We start from the raw sequence: 20,733 nt of genomic DNA on the forward strand, positions 1-20,733 counted from the left end.
CCAGCCAATCCAAAATGTTGTTCTACTTTTATTACAGTTTCCTCGACTGTACTTTCAGATGTTCTTTCAAGCCAAAAATAGCCACTTCTCTTGATGTCACTATAGTGTTTCTCATTGAGACTTCTCAAGGTTGCATTACAGGTTTCTTTTGCTTTCCCAGTATTGGACGCACTGTTAATAAAATCAGAAAAGCCTTGATGGTCAGAGCGATTACAGTAATCCTCTATTATATGTGTAGGCTCTTTAATTAGAAAGACAATTCGAGATGGTTCTGTAAGTTTTTTAGCCTGTTCCATAGTCAAATGACAATCGCACAATACAATCTGATTTTGCGAAAGACGTACCAAATCCAATAACACAAAATCTAACTGTTCTCTTGTATTATCAATCAGCCATTTTTTATATTCTTCTACGGTACGTCCAAAAAACTCATCAGCATCTTTAAAGGACTTATTCATTGCTGGCTGAAAATTAGCATTTGAAGCTTTTTGATGCTTTTCAAATTGTTCATCAACATCATAAACAAATAAATCATGTTTTTTTGCCAACTCCCGTGAAATCGTTGTCTTTCCTCCACAAGGTGTTCCCGTCACAAAATAAACACTTTTCAAATATTCTTTAATTACATTATCTTGAAATATCATTACAAGCTCTCCTTTATTAAATAGTTTTTAGTGTTCAATTTGTACATAAAACTATTTAACACAGTCTTATGCACTTAGATATTTCTTAATCTTAAAAATCTTAAACACCCAGTCATTACGGTTACCTCCAAATTCTTATTTGTTTATCTAATTATACCAAACCTATCCTGCCAATTCTACTGCAAACACTACAAATCTATAATCGTCGCCCCTGCTGTTATCACATGTTGAGAGTGTCAGTATTTTTTCTCCATACTTAGGCATAATATCAATGTTATAAATACTGTACTTCTTTGCTTTATTAATGAATTTATCATAATCTGGCTCATCCTGTGCCATTACAAACTTCCAATATGGAAAATCATTCTTATTTACACTGATAACAGAAAAAATCTTATATTTCTTTTTGTCTTTTGTTGTAAATAAGATATCTTTATGCTTCTTATAAAAAGTCTCATCTCTGTACTGTGTCAAAGCACCAAACATCTTTCCGCCATTTATGTTGTGACCATAGATAATCAGATTATCTGACTTTTCTAAATCACAATATGCTGACAAATAAGGAGTACCATAAAAGCTGTAGTTTTTATCTATATCATGATTAAGATAAAAATCCGGATTATCTTTTTTCTGCATTACAGGATAACTTATCGTTGTATCAGGAATCTCCAAATATCCAATAACGTCTTTGTTTCTTTTTCTCAGCTTATCAACTATATTATTATCATTCATTGTCTGAGCTTCATTTTGAATATCCACAAACTGCTTTTCTTCTGCATAATCTTCCTTTAACTGATTTACAGCCATTCCGGCAGATATAACCAGAATGGCTGCAACAAATAAGAACAGAACTACATAAACACATGATCTCTTACTGTTCATTATCCTTCTTCTTTCCATGATTGATTCTCACACATGAGTAGGTTGTTAGAGTACCAATTCCAAACAGTAATGCTAAAGCATACAAAAGAATATTTCTTCTGTTTCCTGTCTGTGGTGTATCCGGCACTTCCGGAATACGTTCATCCACTACCTTTAATTTTTGTACCTTTCCGGTATCCTTAACTGTAATCTTTACATCTTCTGCCTTCTTATAATGCTCTGGTGCTTTCTGTTCCACAAACGTATATGTTTCACCGGCTTTTAAGATTCCATCAAGCAGTACAACTTTTTTTGTTGTGGTAAATTCATATACTTTCTTACCATTACTGTCTAATACTTTATACTTAGCACCCGGAAGTAGCTTTTTAGTATCGGATGCAATCTTTGAAAACTCTATCTTCGTTGTATCATCCTTCATTGATACTTTCTGGATTTCCCCTGTATCAGAAACAGTAAACTCCACACTGCCAGCAGTTACAAATCCGTCTGCCGGTCTTTTTTCAGTAAATACATATGTCTTTCCTACAGCATACTTACCTTCAACTACGTGTTTATACTTTGTTGAAATCCAATGATCCGTCACTTCACCAGTTTCTTTATCTGTTACTTCAAGCTCACAACCCGGAACTTCTTTCTCCCCAGTGATGTTTGTTTTTGAAAATTCTACCTTTGTGGTGTCATCATACATTACAACTTTGTTTGGATTAGCTTCTATAAACTCATCCCCATTTTTTATAAACACCTGCGTACTATACTTAGCTTCGTCCATTTTGAGCTTAAGCATAAATGAAATATCTGTTGCAGTCGTATATCCGTCAGCAGGCTTTGTTTCTGATAAAACATATTCCTTGTCATGGAGCAGTCCCTTAACTTTTATGCTCATATCTTCGTCCATATTAGCATCAAAGTTAACATATCCCATTTCAGATAATTTCTCATTGATTCTGATTGAATCCTTATCTCCTGTAATCCAGCTTACAATTTCATTTCCATCTGTATCTGAAATTTTCAAATGACAGTCCGGAATTTCTACACTGCTTGCAATCATTAACTTATCCACTTCAACTTCTGTCTGCTCGTCACTTACTATTGCCTTTGCATAAACTGTTGCCGTTTCCTGATTTTCATATTCAAGATGTACAAATGTTGGTTCTTCTGATATGTAGTAACTGTCTGAAACACTTTCTTCCAAGAAGTAATAGTCTCCTGAATTGAGCGGTGCCTCCACTTCTCCGTAACCTTCACTCATTACCGGCACTGAAAATGGAATTTTCGCTGTTCCATCAGCTCCCGTTGTAACTGTTGTAATCTTTGAATCAGCTTCAAGTATTACATTTCCATCTATATCATATATATTATCCTTTGTGTAAAAACCAAACCTTGTATTTGGGACAGGCTTACATGTCTTTGAATCCTGCTTTAATACGGTAATATCTGTTGATACTAAATCGTTCTTAACTTCTAATACTCCATCAGTTGTATTTTCCGTAATATCTAATACATAATCATCATCCTGACTTTTCCATACAAAGTTCAAATCCCATGTGTTCATTTTTGGCAAAACATATCCATAAACAGTCTGTTTCTCTTTGATTTCATATGCTCCCAGCGGTACATTAAGTGTTACATCTCCGTTTTCATCTACGTCTGCTTTGCATATTCCATTACAGTCTGATGTAAACTCTGCACCCTGTCCGGTAGCAATTGTTGCTACCAAATCACCTGCAGCAAACCATGTTGTTCCCTGTCCGTCCTGTGTCACAATGTCCTCTTTGGCATAAAGCTCAAATACTACATTTCCAAGTCTTACATCTTCATACTGAAACGGATTTTCAATTACAGAAAGTGGCATAATGTCAGGTAATTTGCTTGCCAATTCAGGTACTTGTGCCACTGTTTCACTTTTAAGTCCTGATACACTAGGACCTGTCTTTTTAATCGTAAACTTTCCATAGGTTTCATCATTGTAATATTCATACTCTGCGTACAAATATTTATTTCCGTCTGCATCAACCATTGTTTTATATAATTTACTGTTAATCTCAACATTGATAAAGTTCTTGTCATTCTTAAAGCCTTCCGGTCCGTTTACTTCATAAACCCTGTATGTACCTGACTTCAATTTTTCATAAGTAATGATTTCTCCTGATTCGTCTGAAACAAATTTATCCATCGTTACAATTTTATTCCCATTATTGTATGACTGCTTTACAAGAGTTTCCGTGCCATCTGCATTTACCTTATAAATCTGATAAGTTGTATTTGCTTTAAGCACAGTCTGCTTTGTCTGAGAGTCCTTCTTTACAATCTTTAGATACGCTGTAAACTCAGGGTTATTTAAAAGATACTTATATGTCTCTCCGTCTTTTTTCACATCTACTAAAAAGTCTGGAGCAAACTCTGTATCTTTGTCACCACTAATCTGATGAACAATATATGTTCCGTATGGTAATTCTTTTGTAATTGCAAAACCGTCTTTATCTGTTTTAATCAAATCTCTTTCTGTTGCTTTTGCCTTATCATATGAACCACTTGAAGCAAGGAATACCTGAAACTGTGCATTTACCTCTTTTTCAACAATACCTGCAGTTCCATCACCTTTACCTTTAATGATTGATATTTTTCCCTTTATAACATCTTCACCTAATTCAAGTTTAGACTTTGCACTGTTATACTCTGCCGTATATACCTGTCCGTTTTCATTTACTGTATACACTTTTTCATTTTTAAGATAACCTGTTGGAGGTGTTATTTCTTTAATGAAATAATCTTTTCCACATCTTACATAATCTGTTTCAAACTGATTACCTGCATCTGTTGTATACTTTTTCATTAACTTTGTACACGCCTTATCTTCATACATACCATAAACTGCACCTGCTAAAGTAGCATCTCCCTGAGCTGCTTTTCCCGTTTCATTATCAATCTTTACAGCAGTTAATTTCACTTTCTTATAGTTGTTTACGACGTCATACTTATACGCTTTTTCATATTCACCATATTTCCCTGATGAAGTATCCGGCCAGAAACCATTTTCCTTTGTCCAGCTCTTGTCAGACTTTATAGTAATTGTAACTCCTTCGGTAATGCTTCCCTGCGCAATAATGTTTGCATTGCCTGTATCCAATTCTATAATAACATACTTATTACTGATTGCCTTCATCTGCTTTTCTAAATCTGCTTTGATTAATTTCTCTGCTCCATCTTTTGACAAATCACTGGCATATTTATATCCTTCATCATCCAGTTTATCTTTAATTTCCTTTTTTGCATTATCTGACATATCTTTCAAATCATCAGCTTTACAATAATAGTAGTTCTCTGACTGAATCTGATAATCAAACTTGTATGTAATTTTACCGTTTGAATCAGTTAATGCTTCAATTTCAAATCTGCTCTGGTCTTCATCCACTTCGTCGCCTTCAGGCTCTCCCCATCCGTTAAATCTGAACGAATACAGTTCCTTAATGTTCTTGGCAGTTAATAAGAATTTTACTTTTGGAAGTGCATTATTATCTTCATCCTTTTTTGTAAGTGTAATACGTTGTCTGTATCTCATTTTGTCATTCAAGGGATAAAACTTATAGTCTTCTTCTACCTCTGTGCTATTAATCTCCATCAGCACCTGTCGGGAAGATGCAGATGGTGTCCATTTTAAAATGGAGCACGTTACAACATGGTCTACATTAAAAATCTGATTATAGATTTCATTTACTGTTTTGTCATTATAATATCCAGTGTTTTCCCTAACCTGCTTAATAACATCTTTATACTGGCTTTCACTTGTTCTTCCTTCTTCTGCACTCCAGATTAAACACTGAGCATAAACCCACGCCTTGTTAGTTTTATTTTTTGTAAAAGCATACCAGTGTCCAATTTTTGCCTTAGCGGCGGTTTTTGCGTTAGTACTGTCACTTGATATTTCACTTGTTGATGAAACATATACATCACTGGTATGACATGCTTTTCCTAAATCCAGACAAAACACCGGTTTATTATTTACCAATGTTTTGAGCCACGTTCCACTTTCACTTTTGTCACCAATATTGACAGTTCCCAGCTGTCCTATATTTACTAATGAAGCAGTACCGGTTGATGCCTTTATCTGTGTATGTGGCAGTACCGTAACGGACATGATAACTGCAAGCATCATTGCCACGAGTCTCTTTATTTTATTCATTATTCAAATCTCCTTTCAAAAGAAAAAGACCGCCTAAAAAGACGATCTTTTATCAATTTATATTCTGTTTTTATTCTCTATCTAAAATTTGCAGTGCAGGCTCCAGACTTTCCGTGTTATTGTTTAACACTATTTCATCTACATCCACCATACTGAATACTGCCGCCCAACAACCTTTATATGAAGCTATTGCACCATAACGATAATCAGGATGTACCATGTTGTGATAATGTCCCTGACTGTTCTTCCATGATTTCATTGCATGTTTTGGTGAACTACTTCCACTAAATATATTTTCACCACTGATGATACAAACTCCATATCCTTTAGTTCCAACATTTCCCCACAGCATCCATTCTTCATAACCATACTTATTCTTTAAAACATTTTTGGCAGTTGAATCAAGTTTTGTGTGTGAAAATTCATCCACTATATCTTTTGCCCTAACTTTACATATCTCATATAGTACATCAGACCATTCCAGCTTTACAACACTTGCTTTCTTTCTGTAGTCATTTTGTAGCATAAAGGCTTGTTGGTCACAATACTTATGATATCCGTTTACTCCTGAGGCATAGCAGCCCTTCTTAATTAACTTATTGTTTTTTGTGTAATAAAGATTACTTTTTTCTGTATATGTAAGTGATTTTGAAAATTTACCATATATTTTCTTTCCTTTTTTCTTCTTGTATGCTCTTACCTTAAGCTTTACTTTTTCTCCTTCACACATATCCGTAATATTAAAAGAAGTATTCTTTGTAGTTAATATCTTATTCCATTTCTTTGAATAATAGTCATATCTGTAGATTTGATACCCCTTTACACCTTTAATCTTTTTCCAACTGATTTTTCTGTAGCATCCGTCATAGTACTTTTTCTTGGAATAAAAATAAGAGCCATCTTTTACTTTACTCTTTTTTACACCTGAAACTTTCTTGACAGTTGCTGCCTGCACTGTAAATGTATTTACATTCATCTGTGGAATTGTAATTGATAACAATCCTATTATTATGATTAATTTTATCTTCTTCATTCTGCCTTCCCTTCCGTAAGAGGGACAGGCTATCCGTGTTATACCATATCCGCTCCTACTGATGCGAATTTATTAAGTTACAACACGGGATGAAGAACTGGTTCATCCCGTATTCTGTTCATTTCTACCTCCTTGATTATACAATAATATGCTTGTTATTTCATTTATTTTTTCCTGCCAATAAAGAACACGGCAAGAAACATTTTCAGAACTGTACCGCAAATGATAAACAGTATTTTAATAATTTCAAGTAATAACTGACATATAGTTATTAAAACTTTTGCAAGTATCTTTATTGTTCCTATACTATATTCTTTTATTCCGTATAAAATATTTCCTGCCATATTGCCTCCTATTCTCCCCACATTTCTGCAAGTCCTAACAATGTGTCATCTGCACTAAATTCATCTTTCTGTTCAGTTTCATTCTGATTTGAACTTCTTACAAGATTTCCGGTAAAACTACCTAGTACTGATAGCATTTGCTTATTTACCTCACTCAAAATTTCATTTTTGATGTCTTCCTTCATTTTCTGAATATCTGACTTGGTAACAAAATTTTCTTCTCTTTTCTCCCTATCATCATTTGTTATAAAATCATTCTCTAATGCATTAATGTAATATTCTACTGCATCAGCTATAAACTGGTTTTGTGATTTGTAAACTGATTTGTCTAAATCTGCCAGTATCTGATGTATCTTAATGTGAGTGGGATTTCTCCTGCTAAGTCTTAAAGTATGATAAAAACCATCATCATTTTTTGCCATCTAGTTTTCTCCTCTCTGCTTTGCCTTAGAAAGCATAAATGCCTTTGCCAGATATTCAAATCCTTTTGCGTTAGCCTTAATATCTTCTATGTAACTAATATTTTTCCCAGTATTTTCTCCATATGTTTTCATTACTGTTGCTCCACCACCAACAAATGTTATTGGAGTGATATTAATGTTGATATTAAATTCTCTTAATGTGTTAAATACCTTATTTGCAAATCTTCTCATTTCATCTTCAACAACTTTTGCATATTTTTCTTCCATGTTACATACACCGGTTTTCATTATGTACTCGAGTTCAGATTCATCAATCTCACAATTAAATTTTGCAACACACTCTTTATTTATTGCGTGCATACAGGTTATTAATCCCATAGGTCTTGTGTCACACTCTGAAAGTTCAGGTTTCATGTCTTTAATAGTCATTAAATCCATTGTCCATGAACCAATATCTACTACAATATGCTTCCTGCCATACTCAGACATTCTGTCTGCTACTGCCGCATAACATTGTGGAAAAACTGATACTTTTACAATATTCACTCTGTAGGTCTGTTTTTCAAATTTAAACGTTACTTCTCTTTTTCTTGACAGATACTTAATAAAATCTTCCTTTTCAGCACCAAATCTTGTTAGTGGAAGTCCCACCGATAAAAAGATATCTGCATGATTCTTTCCCTTGATTTTCAACTCTTTAGCTATAGCAGCTAAGGTTAAAAGATAAAAACTATCATCTGTGACCTTAGTATCTTTTACTTCAAGTCTTTTCCCGCCTACTGAATAATAATTTCCTTCATATTGAAGAACATTGTCAAAGATTCCCGGTTCATTGGCTATTCTGTTTACTGCCGTAGTAAAAACTGTATTTACTGTCTTTATATTTGACCAACCGTGGTCAATTGCAATTATTTCAATTTTATTCTCCATCTTTCTGTGCCTCCTTGATTTTTTAGTCATCTATGTATCCTTCTTTCTTTATTCTCCTAACAAATCTTTCATACAAGGAAAACAATATAAATTGTCTTTTCCATAAGGACATCCTATACACTTGCTATCCTTCGGCTTATATGCGTTACAATTTGTACTATTTTTTGAACCACATTTCTTATTATTGATACATCTGTTATCATTTCCCCAGAAATATTTACATTTCATACAGCTATGAAGTTCTTTTACTAACTGTTTCTTATTATCGGCTTCGCTTTTTATTTCATCTTTCTTAAAAGCTTTTGTGTTAATTCCCAACTGTTTAGGCTCCTTTCTCTTCAGATTCATAGTATTCTTATGGGTATTAACTATGTATGTGTACTTCGCTTATCTCTAAGCCCTCATCGCCCGTACACCTGGGAATTACAAACAAGCCGCTTTTGCGTTCACGACGCTTCTAAATAGAAACTATCTCCTCTGCTGCCATTTCGAGGATAAGGAGCTTCTCTCACTCCTTTGTGGTTTATTAACCTTCCGCTACATTTAATCTGTCCTGCCTGCTCCGCCTTCTTTTCTCAATCCTTCGGTTCTCGTCGCAATGCTGTGAATGATTATCCGGACAGGTGCACCGGAATTTTACTCCTTACATCAATTCTTTCATGTAAGATATGAAACTTGTTGTTTCATAAATTTGTAATTGTTATTCAGTTTTCAATTTACAACTGCGATGTTTTATCGCATGGCATAATGATAAGTTATTTTCTAAATTGTTTAAATTGACTGACATGGTAAATAATTTGCAATACTTACCATGTCATGGTGATTTATCGCTTGGACAATTTGATATCAATCTCATTCTGTTCTATATACCATTCTTCAACTAATTTTTTTATTAACCCTATCTTTTGCTTTTCTGTAAAATTTTCAGGGAAAAATTCTTCCAACAAATCTGCTGGTATTTTTATTTTTTCTTTTTGATTTGGCTTTTCTTCCTCCAATATGCAATAAATATTATCCATATCCAAATTTCCGCTTTGACTTGACATTTTCATTCTATGAGCCTGTGTTAATGACGGAGTGCATTGCTCTAAATCCATTACCGCATATAATTCATATTGTTCAGTTTCTTTTAAATAAGATAACTCTACTGCAACTGTAAAGGCTATTCTTTCAGCATCTACCATTTCTAATATTTGTGGTATTAAATTTGTTAACCTAATATATCGTTGTATTTGTCTTTCACTTTCACCTATTTGCATCGCTAATTCTTTTCTTGATGAATATGAATTTGTTGTTTTTTCACTGTTTCGAAATACTAATTCTTCATTATCTTTTTTTTCAATTTCTATTCCATAAGTTTTTACATCCCTATTTTTCAACTTCTGGTCAACTTGACCAGAAGTTAAATCACTTCTTTGTCCCTGTCGGCTCATTGCTTCTAATTTCATTTTTAATGCAAAAGCTTTTTCACTTAACTTAATCTTTTCTCTCTGCATCAGGTTTATATCTACCATTGCAATTATTGCCTGTTCATCATTCATTTCTCTGATGACAACCGGAATTTCCTCTATTCCTAACTCTTCACATACCATTTTTCTTCTATGCCCTGATATAAGTTCATACCCCTCTCCATTAGGATTAGGTCTTGCAAGTAATGGCACTATTACACCTTCCTTATCAATACTTTTCATCAATTCAATAAAATCTTTATCAAAATTTACTGAAAAGGGATGATTTTTAAAAGGTTTCAATTGTGTCAGATTAACATTCTTAATTTCTTCCATTTTCAAATTCTCCTTTCAAAAAAATAAGGATTACTCATTTTCATTGCTGAAAACGAGTAATCCTTTGTCTTAATTACTACGAAGTAAATATTTGTTTTTTCTTTAATTGTGAACGTTATTACCGTGTGTTCCCAGTCACCACATCTAATACTACAGAAACGTCAACTCCATTGGAAAGTGTCTTTTTTCTCCTATTTGAGCCATCTTTATCAAACCTAAAAAAGCTCTCAAAGTGCCTAAAATCAAGGATTTTTAGATATCTTTCCTGTGTAGTTTTACAACCGTCTCCACATGCACCGTCCCCGGAAACATATCCACGGCACTTGCCTTTTCCACCTTGTATCCCTGCTGCTGCAACACTTCCAAATCCCTTGCCAGACTTGTTGGCTTACAGCTTATATACACCATTTTGTCCACGCCAAAATCAATAATCTTCTGCAATGCCTTAGGATTAATTCCGTCTCTTGGTGGGTCTAAAATAATCATGTCCGGCTTGTCCTTAATATCGTCAATTACCTTAAGCACATCCCCTGCTATAAATTCGCAGTTATCAAGACCGTTAAGTTCGGCATTCTCTTTAGCTGCATGAACAGCCTCTTCCACGATTTCCACACCTACCACTTTCTTTGCCACCGGTGCTATTATCTGGGCAATGGTTCCCGTTCCGCTATATAGGTCAAACACCGTCATATCCTTTGTGTCACCAATATAATCCCTTGCCTTAGAATACAAAACCTCAGCACCTAATGAATTTGTCTGAAAAAATGAGAAAACTGATATTTTGAATTTAAGTCCCAGCAACTCCTCATAAATATATTCCTGTCCGTACAAAATTCTTGTCTCGTCACTTTGCACTATATCTGCCAAACCATCATTAATTATGTGAAGAACGCCACATAACTCTGCCTCTAAATTGAGAGCCCTGAGTTTTTCCACCATTACATCAAGCTGTGCCTGTTTTTCCCACTGTTCATCCGACGTGGTAACAATTGCCACTATCATCTGTTTAGTTTTGGTGGTTCTTCTTACAAGAAGGTGGCGCAAATAGCCTTCATGCTTTAACTTTTTATAAAAAGGCAGCTCTCTTTCACTGCAATGTTTGAGAACACAATCCATTACCTTTCTGTAATCCTCATCTACAATCCGGCATTTATTAACTGTGACAATATCGTGAAAACTGTTTCTTTTATGCATCCCAAGAGCCAGAGGACCGTCCTTGTATTCGTCCCCAAAAGAAAATTCCATTTTATTTCTGTATTCCCACTGAACCGGGCTTTCAATTATGCCCTCAAAGTCATATTCACTCTTTATAGCATTATCAAGAATATCCTTCACCATATTTTTCTTTAATGATAATTGATTTTTATAGCTTAAAGTCTGATATGAACAACCTCCGCAAAATTCAAAATGCGGGCATTTTGGTGTGACATCTTCAAGGTGGGATTTTTCCACCACTTCCTTTAGCCTTCCAACAGATTTTCCTGCTCTTTTTTTTGAAACCACAAACCGCACTGTCTGTCCCGGTATGGTTCCTTTAACTGTTGCCACTCCATCTTCCCTGCAATCCACTTCACCTTTGTTAGGAAATCCTAATTTTGTTACAACACCTGTATATTCAACACCTTTTTTCATTTTATCTCCAATCCAATGTATTATTTTCATTATTAGCAAAAAAACAGCTATAAAGAGCTTCTGACCCTCTATAGCTGTCTTTTTTCTGCATCACACACTAGTCTTCAAAGTCATCTTCATCTTCATCATCTTCATCGAAAAGATCATCAAAATCGTCTTCGAAATCATCATAATCATCTCTGTTTACAAATCTGTAAATAGCATATGCTGCTCCTGCTATGGCTGCAATTGTTGCAATAACGCCAACTACAATGGCGATAACCTTGCAGGTTTCTTTTTTTTCATCTTTGCCTAAAAGCTTGCCAATCTTTACGCCCTTCATGATTTCGTCCATATTGTCACCTCTTTAATCAAATTTTAAACAATGAATGTTTCACAATTCATTACATATCTGCTATGTTATGTCTTTTACATTAGTATATCATTTATGCTTAGGATTTACTACAAAAATTTTAAATTTGTACGTGTGTCCTTTTATGTAAAAAACATCAGATTTTTTTCAATTTGGCAAAAGATGCCATCATAACTTTCTGACCTACAGTATCAAAATTAACAGTTACCTGATAATCACGGCTTCCGTCTTCAATTCCCAAAACCGTTCCCTCGCCAAACTTAATATGTTTTACTCTGTCCCCCACAACATAATCTATATCAGCTTTTGTTACCTTAAATTCTTTTCCGAAAGAAGGTCTTGTTCCTGAACCATACGCAGGCTTCGTGGCCATTGCCTTATATGCATTTTTTCTTGCACTTGCTGCATAGCTTCTTGAGCCCCCAACTCCTCCGAAATTAACTTCTTCACTTCTTCCACGTCTTATTACCCCGGCACTTCCTCCGCCAAACTGTGAAAATGAAGAGCTTTTTTCCGCTAATCTGTCTTCCACATTTTTACTGCTAACAATAAGTGGTGGAATTTCCTTAACAAATCTTGATACCACATTGTACTGGGTTTCACCTCTTACCATACGTTTTTTTGCATAACTGATGGTAAGCTTTTTCATTGCCCTTGTTATAGCCACATAGCAAAGACGACGCTCCTCTTCTAATTCCTCATTGTCATCAGACATTATGCTCATATATCCCGGGAACAGACCATCTTCCATTCCACACAAAAATACATTTGGAAATTCCAATCCCTTTGCACTGTGTACAGTCATTAAAACAACGTAGTCGCTGTCTTCATCAAAAGTATCCAAATCCGAAACCAAAGCAACCTCTTCTAAAAACCTGTCCAAGGTAGGATTCTCTTCCGTTGCCTCATATTCAGCTATTTTACTTATAAGTTCCTCGATATTTTCGATTCTTCCCTTTGCCTCGTCGCTTCCATCATTCAACAGTTCATTCTGATATCCGCTTTTAACAAAAATAGTTTCAGCTAAATCCTTAAGAGAACCTGTTTCATACGCCTCCTGAAAGATTTCCATATGATACAGGAAATATTTAACCTTATTAACGGCTCTTGATAACTTAGGAATATCCTCTACATTTACCAATGCATCGTACAAATCCATTCCCTTTTCCTGAGCATATTCCTTGGCATATCCTATGGTGGTCTCGCCTATTCCACGTTTTGGAACATTTACAATACGCTCCACTGCCAAATCATCTGTTGTATTGTTTATTATTTTCAAATACGCCAGCATGTCCTTTATTTCTTTTCTCTGATAGAAATTCTGACCACCTATGATTTTATAAGGTATACTCTTCATAAGAAGCTTTTCCTCTAAGGCACGGGACTGGGCATTGGTTCTGTACAAAATAGCAAAATCATTATATGAGGCATTATTATTTAAAACCTCTTCCTTAATGGTATTCGCCACCATTTTTGCCTCATCATATCCATCCTCTGCCTTATATATATCTATCTTTGCTCCCTCTTCATTATCACTCCACAATACCTTATCTTTTCTGTTTGTATTATGCTGTATAACTGAATTGGCAGCCTCTAATATATTTTTCGTGGAACGGTAATTCTGCTCTAATTTTACTACCCTTGCATTAGGAAAATACTTCTCAAACTGAAGAATGTTGGATATATCCGCTCCTCTGAATTTATAAATTGACTGGTCATCATCACCTACAACACAAAGATTTTTGTTTTTTTCCGCTAACAGCTTCACAAAGGCAAACTGTGCCGCATTGGTATCCTGATACTCATCTACCATAATATACTGAAGCCTTTCCTGATAGTTTTCCAGAACTTCCGGAAGCTGTCTGAATAACTTCACTGTCATCATTATTAAATCATCAAAATCCAAAGCATTGTTTTTATATAAGGTATCCTGATACTCATTATATATTCTGGAAATATTAAGGAGTTTAAAATCCTTTTGTGCCATGGAAGCCACATCGCCTGTAGTCATAAGCTTATTTTTAAAATCAGATATTTTTCCTAAAACAGAGGATTCTCTATACATTTTGGAATCCAGATTTAATCCCTTAATAATTTCCCTGATAACTTTTTTACTGTCGTCTGTGTCATAAATTGAGAAATCATTTTTAAAGCCTATTCTATCTATATATCTTCTAAGGATTCTTACACATGCTGAATGAAATGTGCTTACCCACACCTGCTCCGCACCAAAGCCAACTAACTTATTTACACGGGTTCTCATTTCAGCAGCTGCTTTATTGGTAAATGTAATTGCCATAATATTGTATGGATTAACATGTTTCTCTTTAATAAGATACGCTATTCTATGGGTAAGAACTCTTGTCTTGCCGCTTCCTGCCCCCGCTAATATAAGCAACGGTCCTTCCGTATGATAACATGCTAACTGCTGCATATCATTAAGTGTTTCATAAATACTGCTCATCTTTAATACCGTTTTACCTTTCAAATAATTTTATCTTGTAGTTTTTAATACTACATATTATAATAAAGTCTATACAAATTATATTCTATTTAAATTTAGGAGGAATAATATGAACTCAGATGAAATCATTAAGCAGGTTTTAGATGAAGTGCGTAATTTTAATATAGATGACCTGCCTAACATTGACCTTTATATGGATCAGGTTACCACTTATTTAAATAATAAATTTATTGCAACTAAAAGACACGAAAACGATAAGCTGCTTACTAAAACCATGATAAATAACTATGCCAAAAGCCGCCTTCTGCCATCACCTGAAAAGAAAAAATATTCCAAGGATCATATTATTATCCTTACTATGATTTACTTTTTTAAAAATGTTATATCAATTAATGATGTTACCAAAATTTTGTCACCGCTAATTGAGAAATACTTTCATAACGAAGATACGCCTATGGAAAATATAATTAATAATTTTCTTGATTATATAAACAATCAAAATCTTGCCAATCCGGCATCTATTGAATCCGGTTGCTCAGAAAACATTTTTGATGGCATTGATTCCAATGATGATAATGAGGAATATCTTCATACTTTAAGTATTATAACGTCATTAAGTTATGATATGTTTATCAGAAAAATAATGATTGAGAAACTTATTGATTCTCTCCCTGACAACAATACCGAAGACAAGAAATAAATCACCGGAAGCGGCATATGCCGCATTCCGGATTTTTTTTTGTTACTTTATTTATCTTTTACACGTTCTAAAACCATATCATATCCATCATTTCCATAATTTAATGAACGGTTTACTCTGCTAATGGTAGCCGTTGAAGCTCCTGTGGAATGGGAAATTTCCAGATAGGTCTTTCCCTCTCTTAGCATCTTTGCCACCTCATAGCGCTGGGAAATGGATAACAGTTCGTTTACCGTACACACATCCTCAAAAAATGTATAACATTCTTCCTTGTCCTTTAAACATAAAATAGCATCAAACAAATGATCAACTTCTGTTGTTCTTATTTTTTTACTCATAATTCAAACCTCCGGCTATTAATAATAACCCTGTAAATCTATTCTATTTTTACATTTTAGCACTCTAAAGTTTGAAAGTCCAGTAATTTATAACTATTTTTAATATTTCTTAATTTCTAAACTTCTTTCTTGAGATTATAAATACCAAAATCACACCAATTACCATTAATATAATTCCCATTATAACCTGCATTAAAAATTCGTGACCTACATAATAAGTAAAAAATCTTCTCATATATGCATCAGATATATTAAATTTATAAATAAATCCGTTAGAAATCAATGCTGCAAACAGGGTTAATAATGTAACCCCTGCTCCTAATACTCCGTAAGCAATATACCGCATTCCGCGATATGTTTTCGACCTTGATGCCACCAAATAGAACATACACAATATTGCAATAAGAACACAAACAGGTATTCCTATTAAAAACAGCTTTGTAAAAATGTTAATCATTTTTGCAATATATTCAGAACATGGAATAACCATTTTCTTTTGGTAGATTTTTTCCACCTTATTGATGTATTCATCTAAAGATTTCTGCTGCTCATCCGTTAATTTTCCTTTATATTGCTTCTTTATATTCCGGGTTATTTTTGTCTTTATATATGAAGTATTTATAACCGCTTTTTCCTCATTAATATCAGCGGATAAGGTTGCCATTAAATCTCTCATGGCATTTTTTCTTATAAACACACCATTTAAATCATTACTTTCAATTCCATAAGGAATGCCTATGTTATAAGCCTCTTCCTTTAATTCTGAACAGATTTTAGTAAACAGACCCACCTTGTCATATGCGTGAAATACGGCACGTTCACTAAACATACTGTACTTTCCCATTCCTATTAAGGATATTCCCATTATGCACAGCATGAGAATAAATGTCAGTATATAACTTATGATTCTTCTTCGTATTATTCTTCCTTTCACTGCCATGCACCTCCTAGTATTGAATATCCGGACCGGTTACCTTGTCCAGATATACAAACATTCTCTTTTCCTTCGTACCCTTTAACTTACCAAATGGATAGCATGTATATAAAACAAGGCTTTCTTTATCTGCACTAAGGTCATATGCCTCATCATATTTATCTTTCTCTACAATTTTAATATCCTTAACTTTATATTCATAAACTCCATATTCCGTTGTAAATTCAAAAGTCTGCCCCTTCTTAACCTTTTCAAGTTTCTTAAAATATGTAGTATCATGGGCACCAATTAATATTGTTCCCCCTTCTCCCGGAAGAAAACTTCCATTATACTGACCTGCACCTTTTTTAAGAATATTTCCTCTGTCACCAAAATAAACCGGAGCTTTTAACTGTAACTTATCACAGGTTATTTCACCATACTGGTCTCCGTATTTTGGAGTTGGTATATCTGAAAGTTTAATTGTCTTTTTCTGCTTATCCTTCTTAACTGTAGTTTTAACAAACTGTCTGTTACTTTCAACATAGACAGGCTGAGTATTAATAAAATTGTTCTTAACACTTGATGCTATATCGTCAAAAAATGTCATTCCCACCATTACGGCTCCAATTACAATTAATCCCATAATGATAGGTACAAAACAGTAACGGAGAATCTGCTTTACAGCCTTGTATGAAAATGTCTGCATTCTGGCTCTTCTTGTACGTCTGTTAGCCACTTCCAATTCACTTTCATCCTCATCATCTTCATATGTATCGCTATTTCGTCTTATTTTTCTTCCCCATCTTCCAAGGTTTAATAAAAGACCTATGATACATAAACCAATAATAGCTGTAAATATTAATTCCGTAGGCATCACTGATTTTTCATTTCCTGTATTTTTTACAACATCCTGAAAATCCAGTACAATATATCCTGATGAATCCGTAAAATAAAATACATTTTCCCTGCTGTCATAGGACAATAATAAACCTATTGCTGAACCAGCCTTTTCAAAACGGATATAGCTATCCGCCATTTCTTTAGGTGTATCTCCATTTTTTCCGGACAAAGCTTCACCTAAATACTTAACAAAATCCTCTGCCTCTCCTTTTCCCAGTGAAATATCATCCTGGCAAAAATAATTTTTCAGCTGATTTATATATCTTTGCTGTACTTTGGCAGGAAATTTATCTTCTGATATTTTCTCTAAGACATAGCTTTCGTTTTTGTCTAATTGTCCTGCATTTACACTGTTGTTCATCAAACCTGTCATGAATAAACTGCAAATCATTATCATAACAGTAGTTACTATTTTTTTCACCTTGTTTCCTCCATAAATTAACCTATTCCCTATTGATACTGCTTTCGCAATGTTTTCAATTCTTCCACACTGAATTTATAAGTTGTATTACAGAAATCACATTTAACGTCTATTTCCTTGCCGTCATTTATGATTTCATCTAAATCTTTTTTACTTATGCCTGCTAATGCCTTTACAATTTTCTCCTTACTGCAGGTACACTTAAATCCGGTTTCGATTTTGTCAGTAAACTCAACACCCATATCTCCCATAACTTCTGTAAGAATATCCTCAGGTGTCATGCCCTTTTCCAGCATTTCCGTTACACTGGAAATACTGTTAATTCTTTTTTCCAGCTTGTCTATTACCTCTTCTTCCGCAAAAGGCATAAGTTGTACAATAAATCCACCTGCCTGCTTTACGGTATTGTCCTTTGACATAAGAACTCCCAGTCCCACTGCTGACGGAACCTGCTCCGATGCCGCAAAATAATAAGTTAAATCCTCTGCCACTTCACTGGTGCCAAGAGGGACCTGGCTGGAATAAGGCTCCTTAAGTCCCATATCCTTAATTACCGTAAGGGTTCCATAACCTATGGCAGCGCCTACATCTAATTTTCCTGCATAATTTGCCGGAATAATAACATTGGGATTTCCCACATATCCTTTTACATTTCCGTGAGAATCTGCTGTAACCGTAACACCGTTTATAGGACCGTCACCTTTCATCATAATGGTGAGCATGTCCTTTTCCCCCTTCATCATTACCCCCATCATGGCTCCTGCACTAAGCAATCTTCCTAACGCCGCCGTAGCCACAGGACTGGTATTATGATGTTCTCTGGCTGTTTCAACCATTTCCCTTGAAGTAATGGCAAATGCCCTTATTTGTCTGTTTGCCGCCGTTGCTCTTACTATATAATCCATTATAAATCTCCTTATTTCTTTAATACCACATATATTCTGTCATCATCTTCACTTGCATTTTCATGGCTAAATGCCCTATATAATGACACAATATTCATACCGGCTTCCTTTACCGCCTCTTTAATTTCTTCTATTAAATATCCCCGCTGGTAATGTTCTTCAACGAATTTATCATATCTGCCGTCATCCCCTTTTATAAACAATGACAACTGATATTCATTTATATTGTCACTTTCATCAAAATAATTATCCCAGATAAAACTACATTCGTCCCTGTCTTCTGCAATTACATTATCCCCTATGCTCCTAAAGTACTTAACAGTCTTTAAATCAAAAATAAATACACCCTCCGGTGCAAGATACTTTTTAACTCCTTTAATAACTGTAACCAAATCATCATACTCCGTTATATAATTGATGCTGTCGCATATGCTAACTGCTGCTGCCACCTGACATGGCAGTTCCAATTCCCGCATATCCATAGCTACATACAGAATATTATTTCTCACTTCATCAGTTAATTTTTCAAATGCAATTCCCAGCATTTCCGGGGAAATGTCCGTTCCAATAATATTGTAACCTTCTTTAGCCAGACCCATTGTAACATTTCCTGTTCCACAGCCTAACTCAACCAACGTTCCTGTCTCTACCCCGTTATCTTTTAGTAGTTCACAAAGGTAATGACACCACATGGGATAGTCTATATTATCCATAAATTTGTCATAAACCTCGGCAAATCCGGTGTACGCTTCCATAATTTTCTCCTTCTAAACACACTTAGTTTAATTTTACCAATAATCCCTCTTAAACGCAACCTTGATTAAATTACTTTACTCATTTATACTGTACTTATATTTTTCAAAAAAGGTGCATTATGGTAGACATTATATTTAACATAAAAAAAGTATGTAAGAGAAAACTTATATTTCCCCTTATAATAACCGTGATTATGCCGGCTATTCTTTTTTTGTGCCCTTTTTACAATATTTTTCATCCGGATGTTATTGATAACATTAGTGATGTTGACGCCGGTCATAAATATGTTAGCGTCCATGCTGACAGACTGTATTATACCGGTTACAATCTGAATAAATCCTTTGGCAGGGAATATGGTTATTATTACTCTATCGATGAAGATAAATGCATTTTTGCCATTGTTCCTGTAAGTGATACCCCGGCAAAAATTCTAAAGGATTATGATTTCAAGGCTAAAGTAATCAAAAGAAACCGTCCTTTTAAAAAGATGCTTTCAGCCTTTGCCAATGATTTAAACTGGAATATAAACGACCTGTCCGGTTTCTCGGAAGATTTCGTTGTAAGTTCCCCGGATTATTCTCCAAAGATTTATATGGCTATTATGTGGATAACTCTCTTTATTTTATTTGTTTCCATTAAAAAAGTTATATCAGAAATAATGGGCATTTTCGTTCCCTATTTCTATCCCGTATGTACTTTTCTTGGAAAGAAAGAGCAAAAAGCTCTTATTGATAACGCCCAAAGTGAGCTTTTATCAGAGAATTATCTTCAAATAAATTCAATGTACATAACTGAAAATTATTTTATAGATATTGACAAAAGCTATGTTTCCATAATCCCCTTAAAGGATATAATCTGGTGCTACAGGGTAGGTGAATTACGGTTAAATCCAAACAGCACATCTCCGGATTACTCCCTTTGTTTTGCCATAAAAAGCGGATCCGTAATAACTGACAGGCATAAAACCAGCGATGAAGCCTTAGAGCTTTTAAATGCCATCCGTGCCACTGAATATGACATTATTATCGGTCACTCCGAATCTAAACAAAAGGAAGCTAAGGAACGTTTAAAAGTTTTACGCAATAATTAACCGACCTGCCAATTGTATGTAACTTTTGGTGGTCGGTTTA

General features: G+C 34.6%; 19 protein-coding genes. 2 read left to right on the forward strand and 17 right to left on the reverse strand.

Features of this window, described 5'->3' with window-relative positions; all coding sequences use genetic code 11:
- The 12 genes from Q5O30_RS03795 to Q5O30_RS03850 all read right to left on the reverse strand — a co-directional run.
- A partial coding sequence (locus Q5O30_RS03795) for an AAA family ATPase (protein WP_302674563.1) occupies positions 1 to 644 on the reverse strand: 644 nt, incomplete at its 3' end.
- 162 nt (positions 645 to 806) lie between these two features.
- On the reverse strand, positions 807 to 1,526 hold the full coding sequence (locus Q5O30_RS03800) for a class B sortase (protein WP_021952432.1): 720 nt from the start codon (positions 1,524 to 1,526) through the stop codon (positions 807 to 809).
- The gene (locus Q5O30_RS03805) at positions 1,516 to 5,706 is read right to left on the reverse strand and encodes a collagen binding domain-containing protein (RefSeq protein ID WP_021952433.1); all 4,191 of its coding nucleotides are present in this window, start codon (positions 5,704 to 5,706) and stop codon (positions 1,516 to 1,518) included. The genes Q5O30_RS03800 and Q5O30_RS03805 overlap by 11 nt, the downstream gene beginning before the upstream one ends.
- Positions 5,707 to 5,776: 70 nt before the next feature.
- Positions 5,777 to 6,739 carry a CAP domain-containing protein gene (locus Q5O30_RS03810; protein WP_021952434.1) on the reverse strand — a complete coding sequence of 321 codons (963 nt, stop codon included), beginning with the start codon at positions 6,737 to 6,739 and terminating at the stop codon, positions 5,777 to 5,779.
- Positions 6,740 to 6,903: 164 nt separating this feature from the next.
- Positions 6,904 to 7,083, reverse strand: coding sequence for a hypothetical protein (locus Q5O30_RS03815; protein WP_021952435.1), 180 nt, complete (start codon positions 7,081 to 7,083; stop codon positions 6,904 to 6,906).
- A gap of 8 nt (positions 7,084 to 7,091) precedes the next feature.
- The gene (locus Q5O30_RS03820) at positions 7,092 to 7,505 is read right to left on the reverse strand and encodes a hypothetical protein (protein WP_021952436.1); all 414 of its coding nucleotides are present in this window, start codon (positions 7,503 to 7,505) and stop codon (positions 7,092 to 7,094) included.
- Complete coding sequence (locus Q5O30_RS03825) at positions 7,506 to 8,435, reverse strand: ParM/StbA family protein (protein ID WP_021952437.1); 930 nt, start codon at positions 8,433 to 8,435, stop codon at positions 7,506 to 7,508. It lies immediately after the preceding gene.
- 48 nt (positions 8,436 to 8,483) lie between these two features.
- A complete protein-coding gene (locus Q5O30_RS03830) occupies positions 8,484 to 8,753 on the reverse strand; it encodes a hypothetical protein (RefSeq protein WP_021952438.1) in 270 nt (89 codons plus the stop codon).
- A 506-nt stretch (positions 8,754 to 9,259) separates the two neighbouring features.
- The gene (locus Q5O30_RS03835) at positions 9,260 to 10,219 is read right to left on the reverse strand and encodes a ParB/RepB/Spo0J family partition protein (protein ID WP_021952439.1); all 960 of its coding nucleotides are present in this window, start codon (positions 10,217 to 10,219) and stop codon (positions 9,260 to 9,262) included.
- Between the two features lie 252 nt (positions 10,220 to 10,471).
- On the reverse strand, positions 10,472 to 11,881 hold the full coding sequence (rlmD, locus tag Q5O30_RS03840; protein ID WP_370553102.1) for a 23S rRNA (uracil(1939)-C(5))-methyltransferase RlmD: 1,410 nt from the start codon (positions 11,879 to 11,881) through the stop codon (positions 10,472 to 10,474).
- A gap of 67 nt (positions 11,882 to 11,948) precedes the next feature.
- Positions 11,949 to 12,185 carry a hypothetical protein gene (locus tag Q5O30_RS03845; RefSeq protein WP_021952441.1) on the reverse strand — a complete coding sequence of 79 codons (237 nt, stop codon included), beginning with the start codon at positions 12,183 to 12,185 and terminating at the stop codon, positions 11,949 to 11,951.
- A 154-nt stretch (positions 12,186 to 12,339) separates the two neighbouring features.
- Entirely contained in the window at positions 12,340 to 14,667 is a 2,328-nt protein-coding gene (locus tag Q5O30_RS03850; RefSeq protein WP_021952442.1) for an ATP-dependent helicase, read from the reverse strand.
- Positions 14,668 to 14,776: 109 nt separating this feature from the next.
- Between Q5O30_RS03850 and Q5O30_RS03855 the strand changes: the two genes are divergently transcribed.
- Positions 14,777 to 15,367 carry a DUF1836 domain-containing protein gene (locus Q5O30_RS03855; RefSeq protein WP_021952443.1) on the forward strand — a complete coding sequence of 197 codons (591 nt, stop codon included), beginning with the start codon at positions 14,777 to 14,779 and terminating at the stop codon, positions 15,365 to 15,367.
- A gap of 47 nt (positions 15,368 to 15,414) precedes the next feature.
- On the opposite strand, the gene Q5O30_RS03860 is transcribed toward Q5O30_RS03855, so the two are convergent.
- The 5 genes from Q5O30_RS03860 to Q5O30_RS03880 all read right to left on the reverse strand — a co-directional run bounded on the left by Q5O30_RS03860 (position 15,415) and on the right by Q5O30_RS03880 (position 19,602).
- Positions 15,415 to 15,705: a YerC/YecD family TrpR-related protein gene (locus Q5O30_RS03860; RefSeq protein WP_021952444.1), complete on the reverse strand. Its 291-nt coding sequence runs from the start codon at positions 15,703 to 15,705 to the stop codon at positions 15,415 to 15,417.
- Positions 15,706 to 15,814: 109 nt separating this feature from the next.
- Complete coding sequence (locus Q5O30_RS03865; RefSeq protein WP_147365647.1) at positions 15,815 to 16,639, reverse strand: hypothetical protein; 825 nt, start codon at positions 16,637 to 16,639, stop codon at positions 15,815 to 15,817.
- A 13-nt stretch (positions 16,640 to 16,652) separates the two neighbouring features.
- Positions 16,653 to 17,942, reverse strand: a complete 1,290-nt coding sequence (locus tag Q5O30_RS03870) for a class D sortase (protein WP_021952446.1) — start codon at positions 17,940 to 17,942, stop codon at positions 16,653 to 16,655.
- A gap of 29 nt (positions 17,943 to 17,971) precedes the next feature.
- Positions 17,972 to 18,847 (reverse strand): Hsp33 family molecular chaperone HslO, encoded by an 876-nt coding sequence (hslO, locus tag Q5O30_RS03875; RefSeq protein WP_021952447.1) that lies wholly within the window; start codon positions 18,845 to 18,847, stop codon positions 17,972 to 17,974.
- Positions 18,848 to 18,858: 11 nt separating this feature from the next.
- The gene (locus tag Q5O30_RS03880) at positions 18,859 to 19,602 is read right to left on the reverse strand and encodes a class I SAM-dependent methyltransferase (protein ID WP_021952448.1); all 744 of its coding nucleotides are present in this window, start codon (positions 19,600 to 19,602) and stop codon (positions 18,859 to 18,861) included.
- Positions 19,603 to 19,721: 119 nt separating this feature from the next.
- Here Q5O30_RS03880 and Q5O30_RS03885 point away from each other — a divergent pair, with 119 nt between their 5' ends.
- Positions 19,722 to 20,693, forward strand: a complete 972-nt coding sequence (locus tag Q5O30_RS03885; protein WP_021952449.1) for a hypothetical protein — start codon at positions 19,722 to 19,724, stop codon at positions 20,691 to 20,693.
- The last annotated feature ends 40 nt before the right edge of the window (positions 20,694 to 20,733 follow it).

The organism is Eubacterium sp. CAG:161, from assembly GCF_000432355.1.
GTDB lineage: Bacteria > Bacillota > Clostridia > Lachnospirales > Lachnospiraceae > Eubacterium_G > Eubacterium_G segne.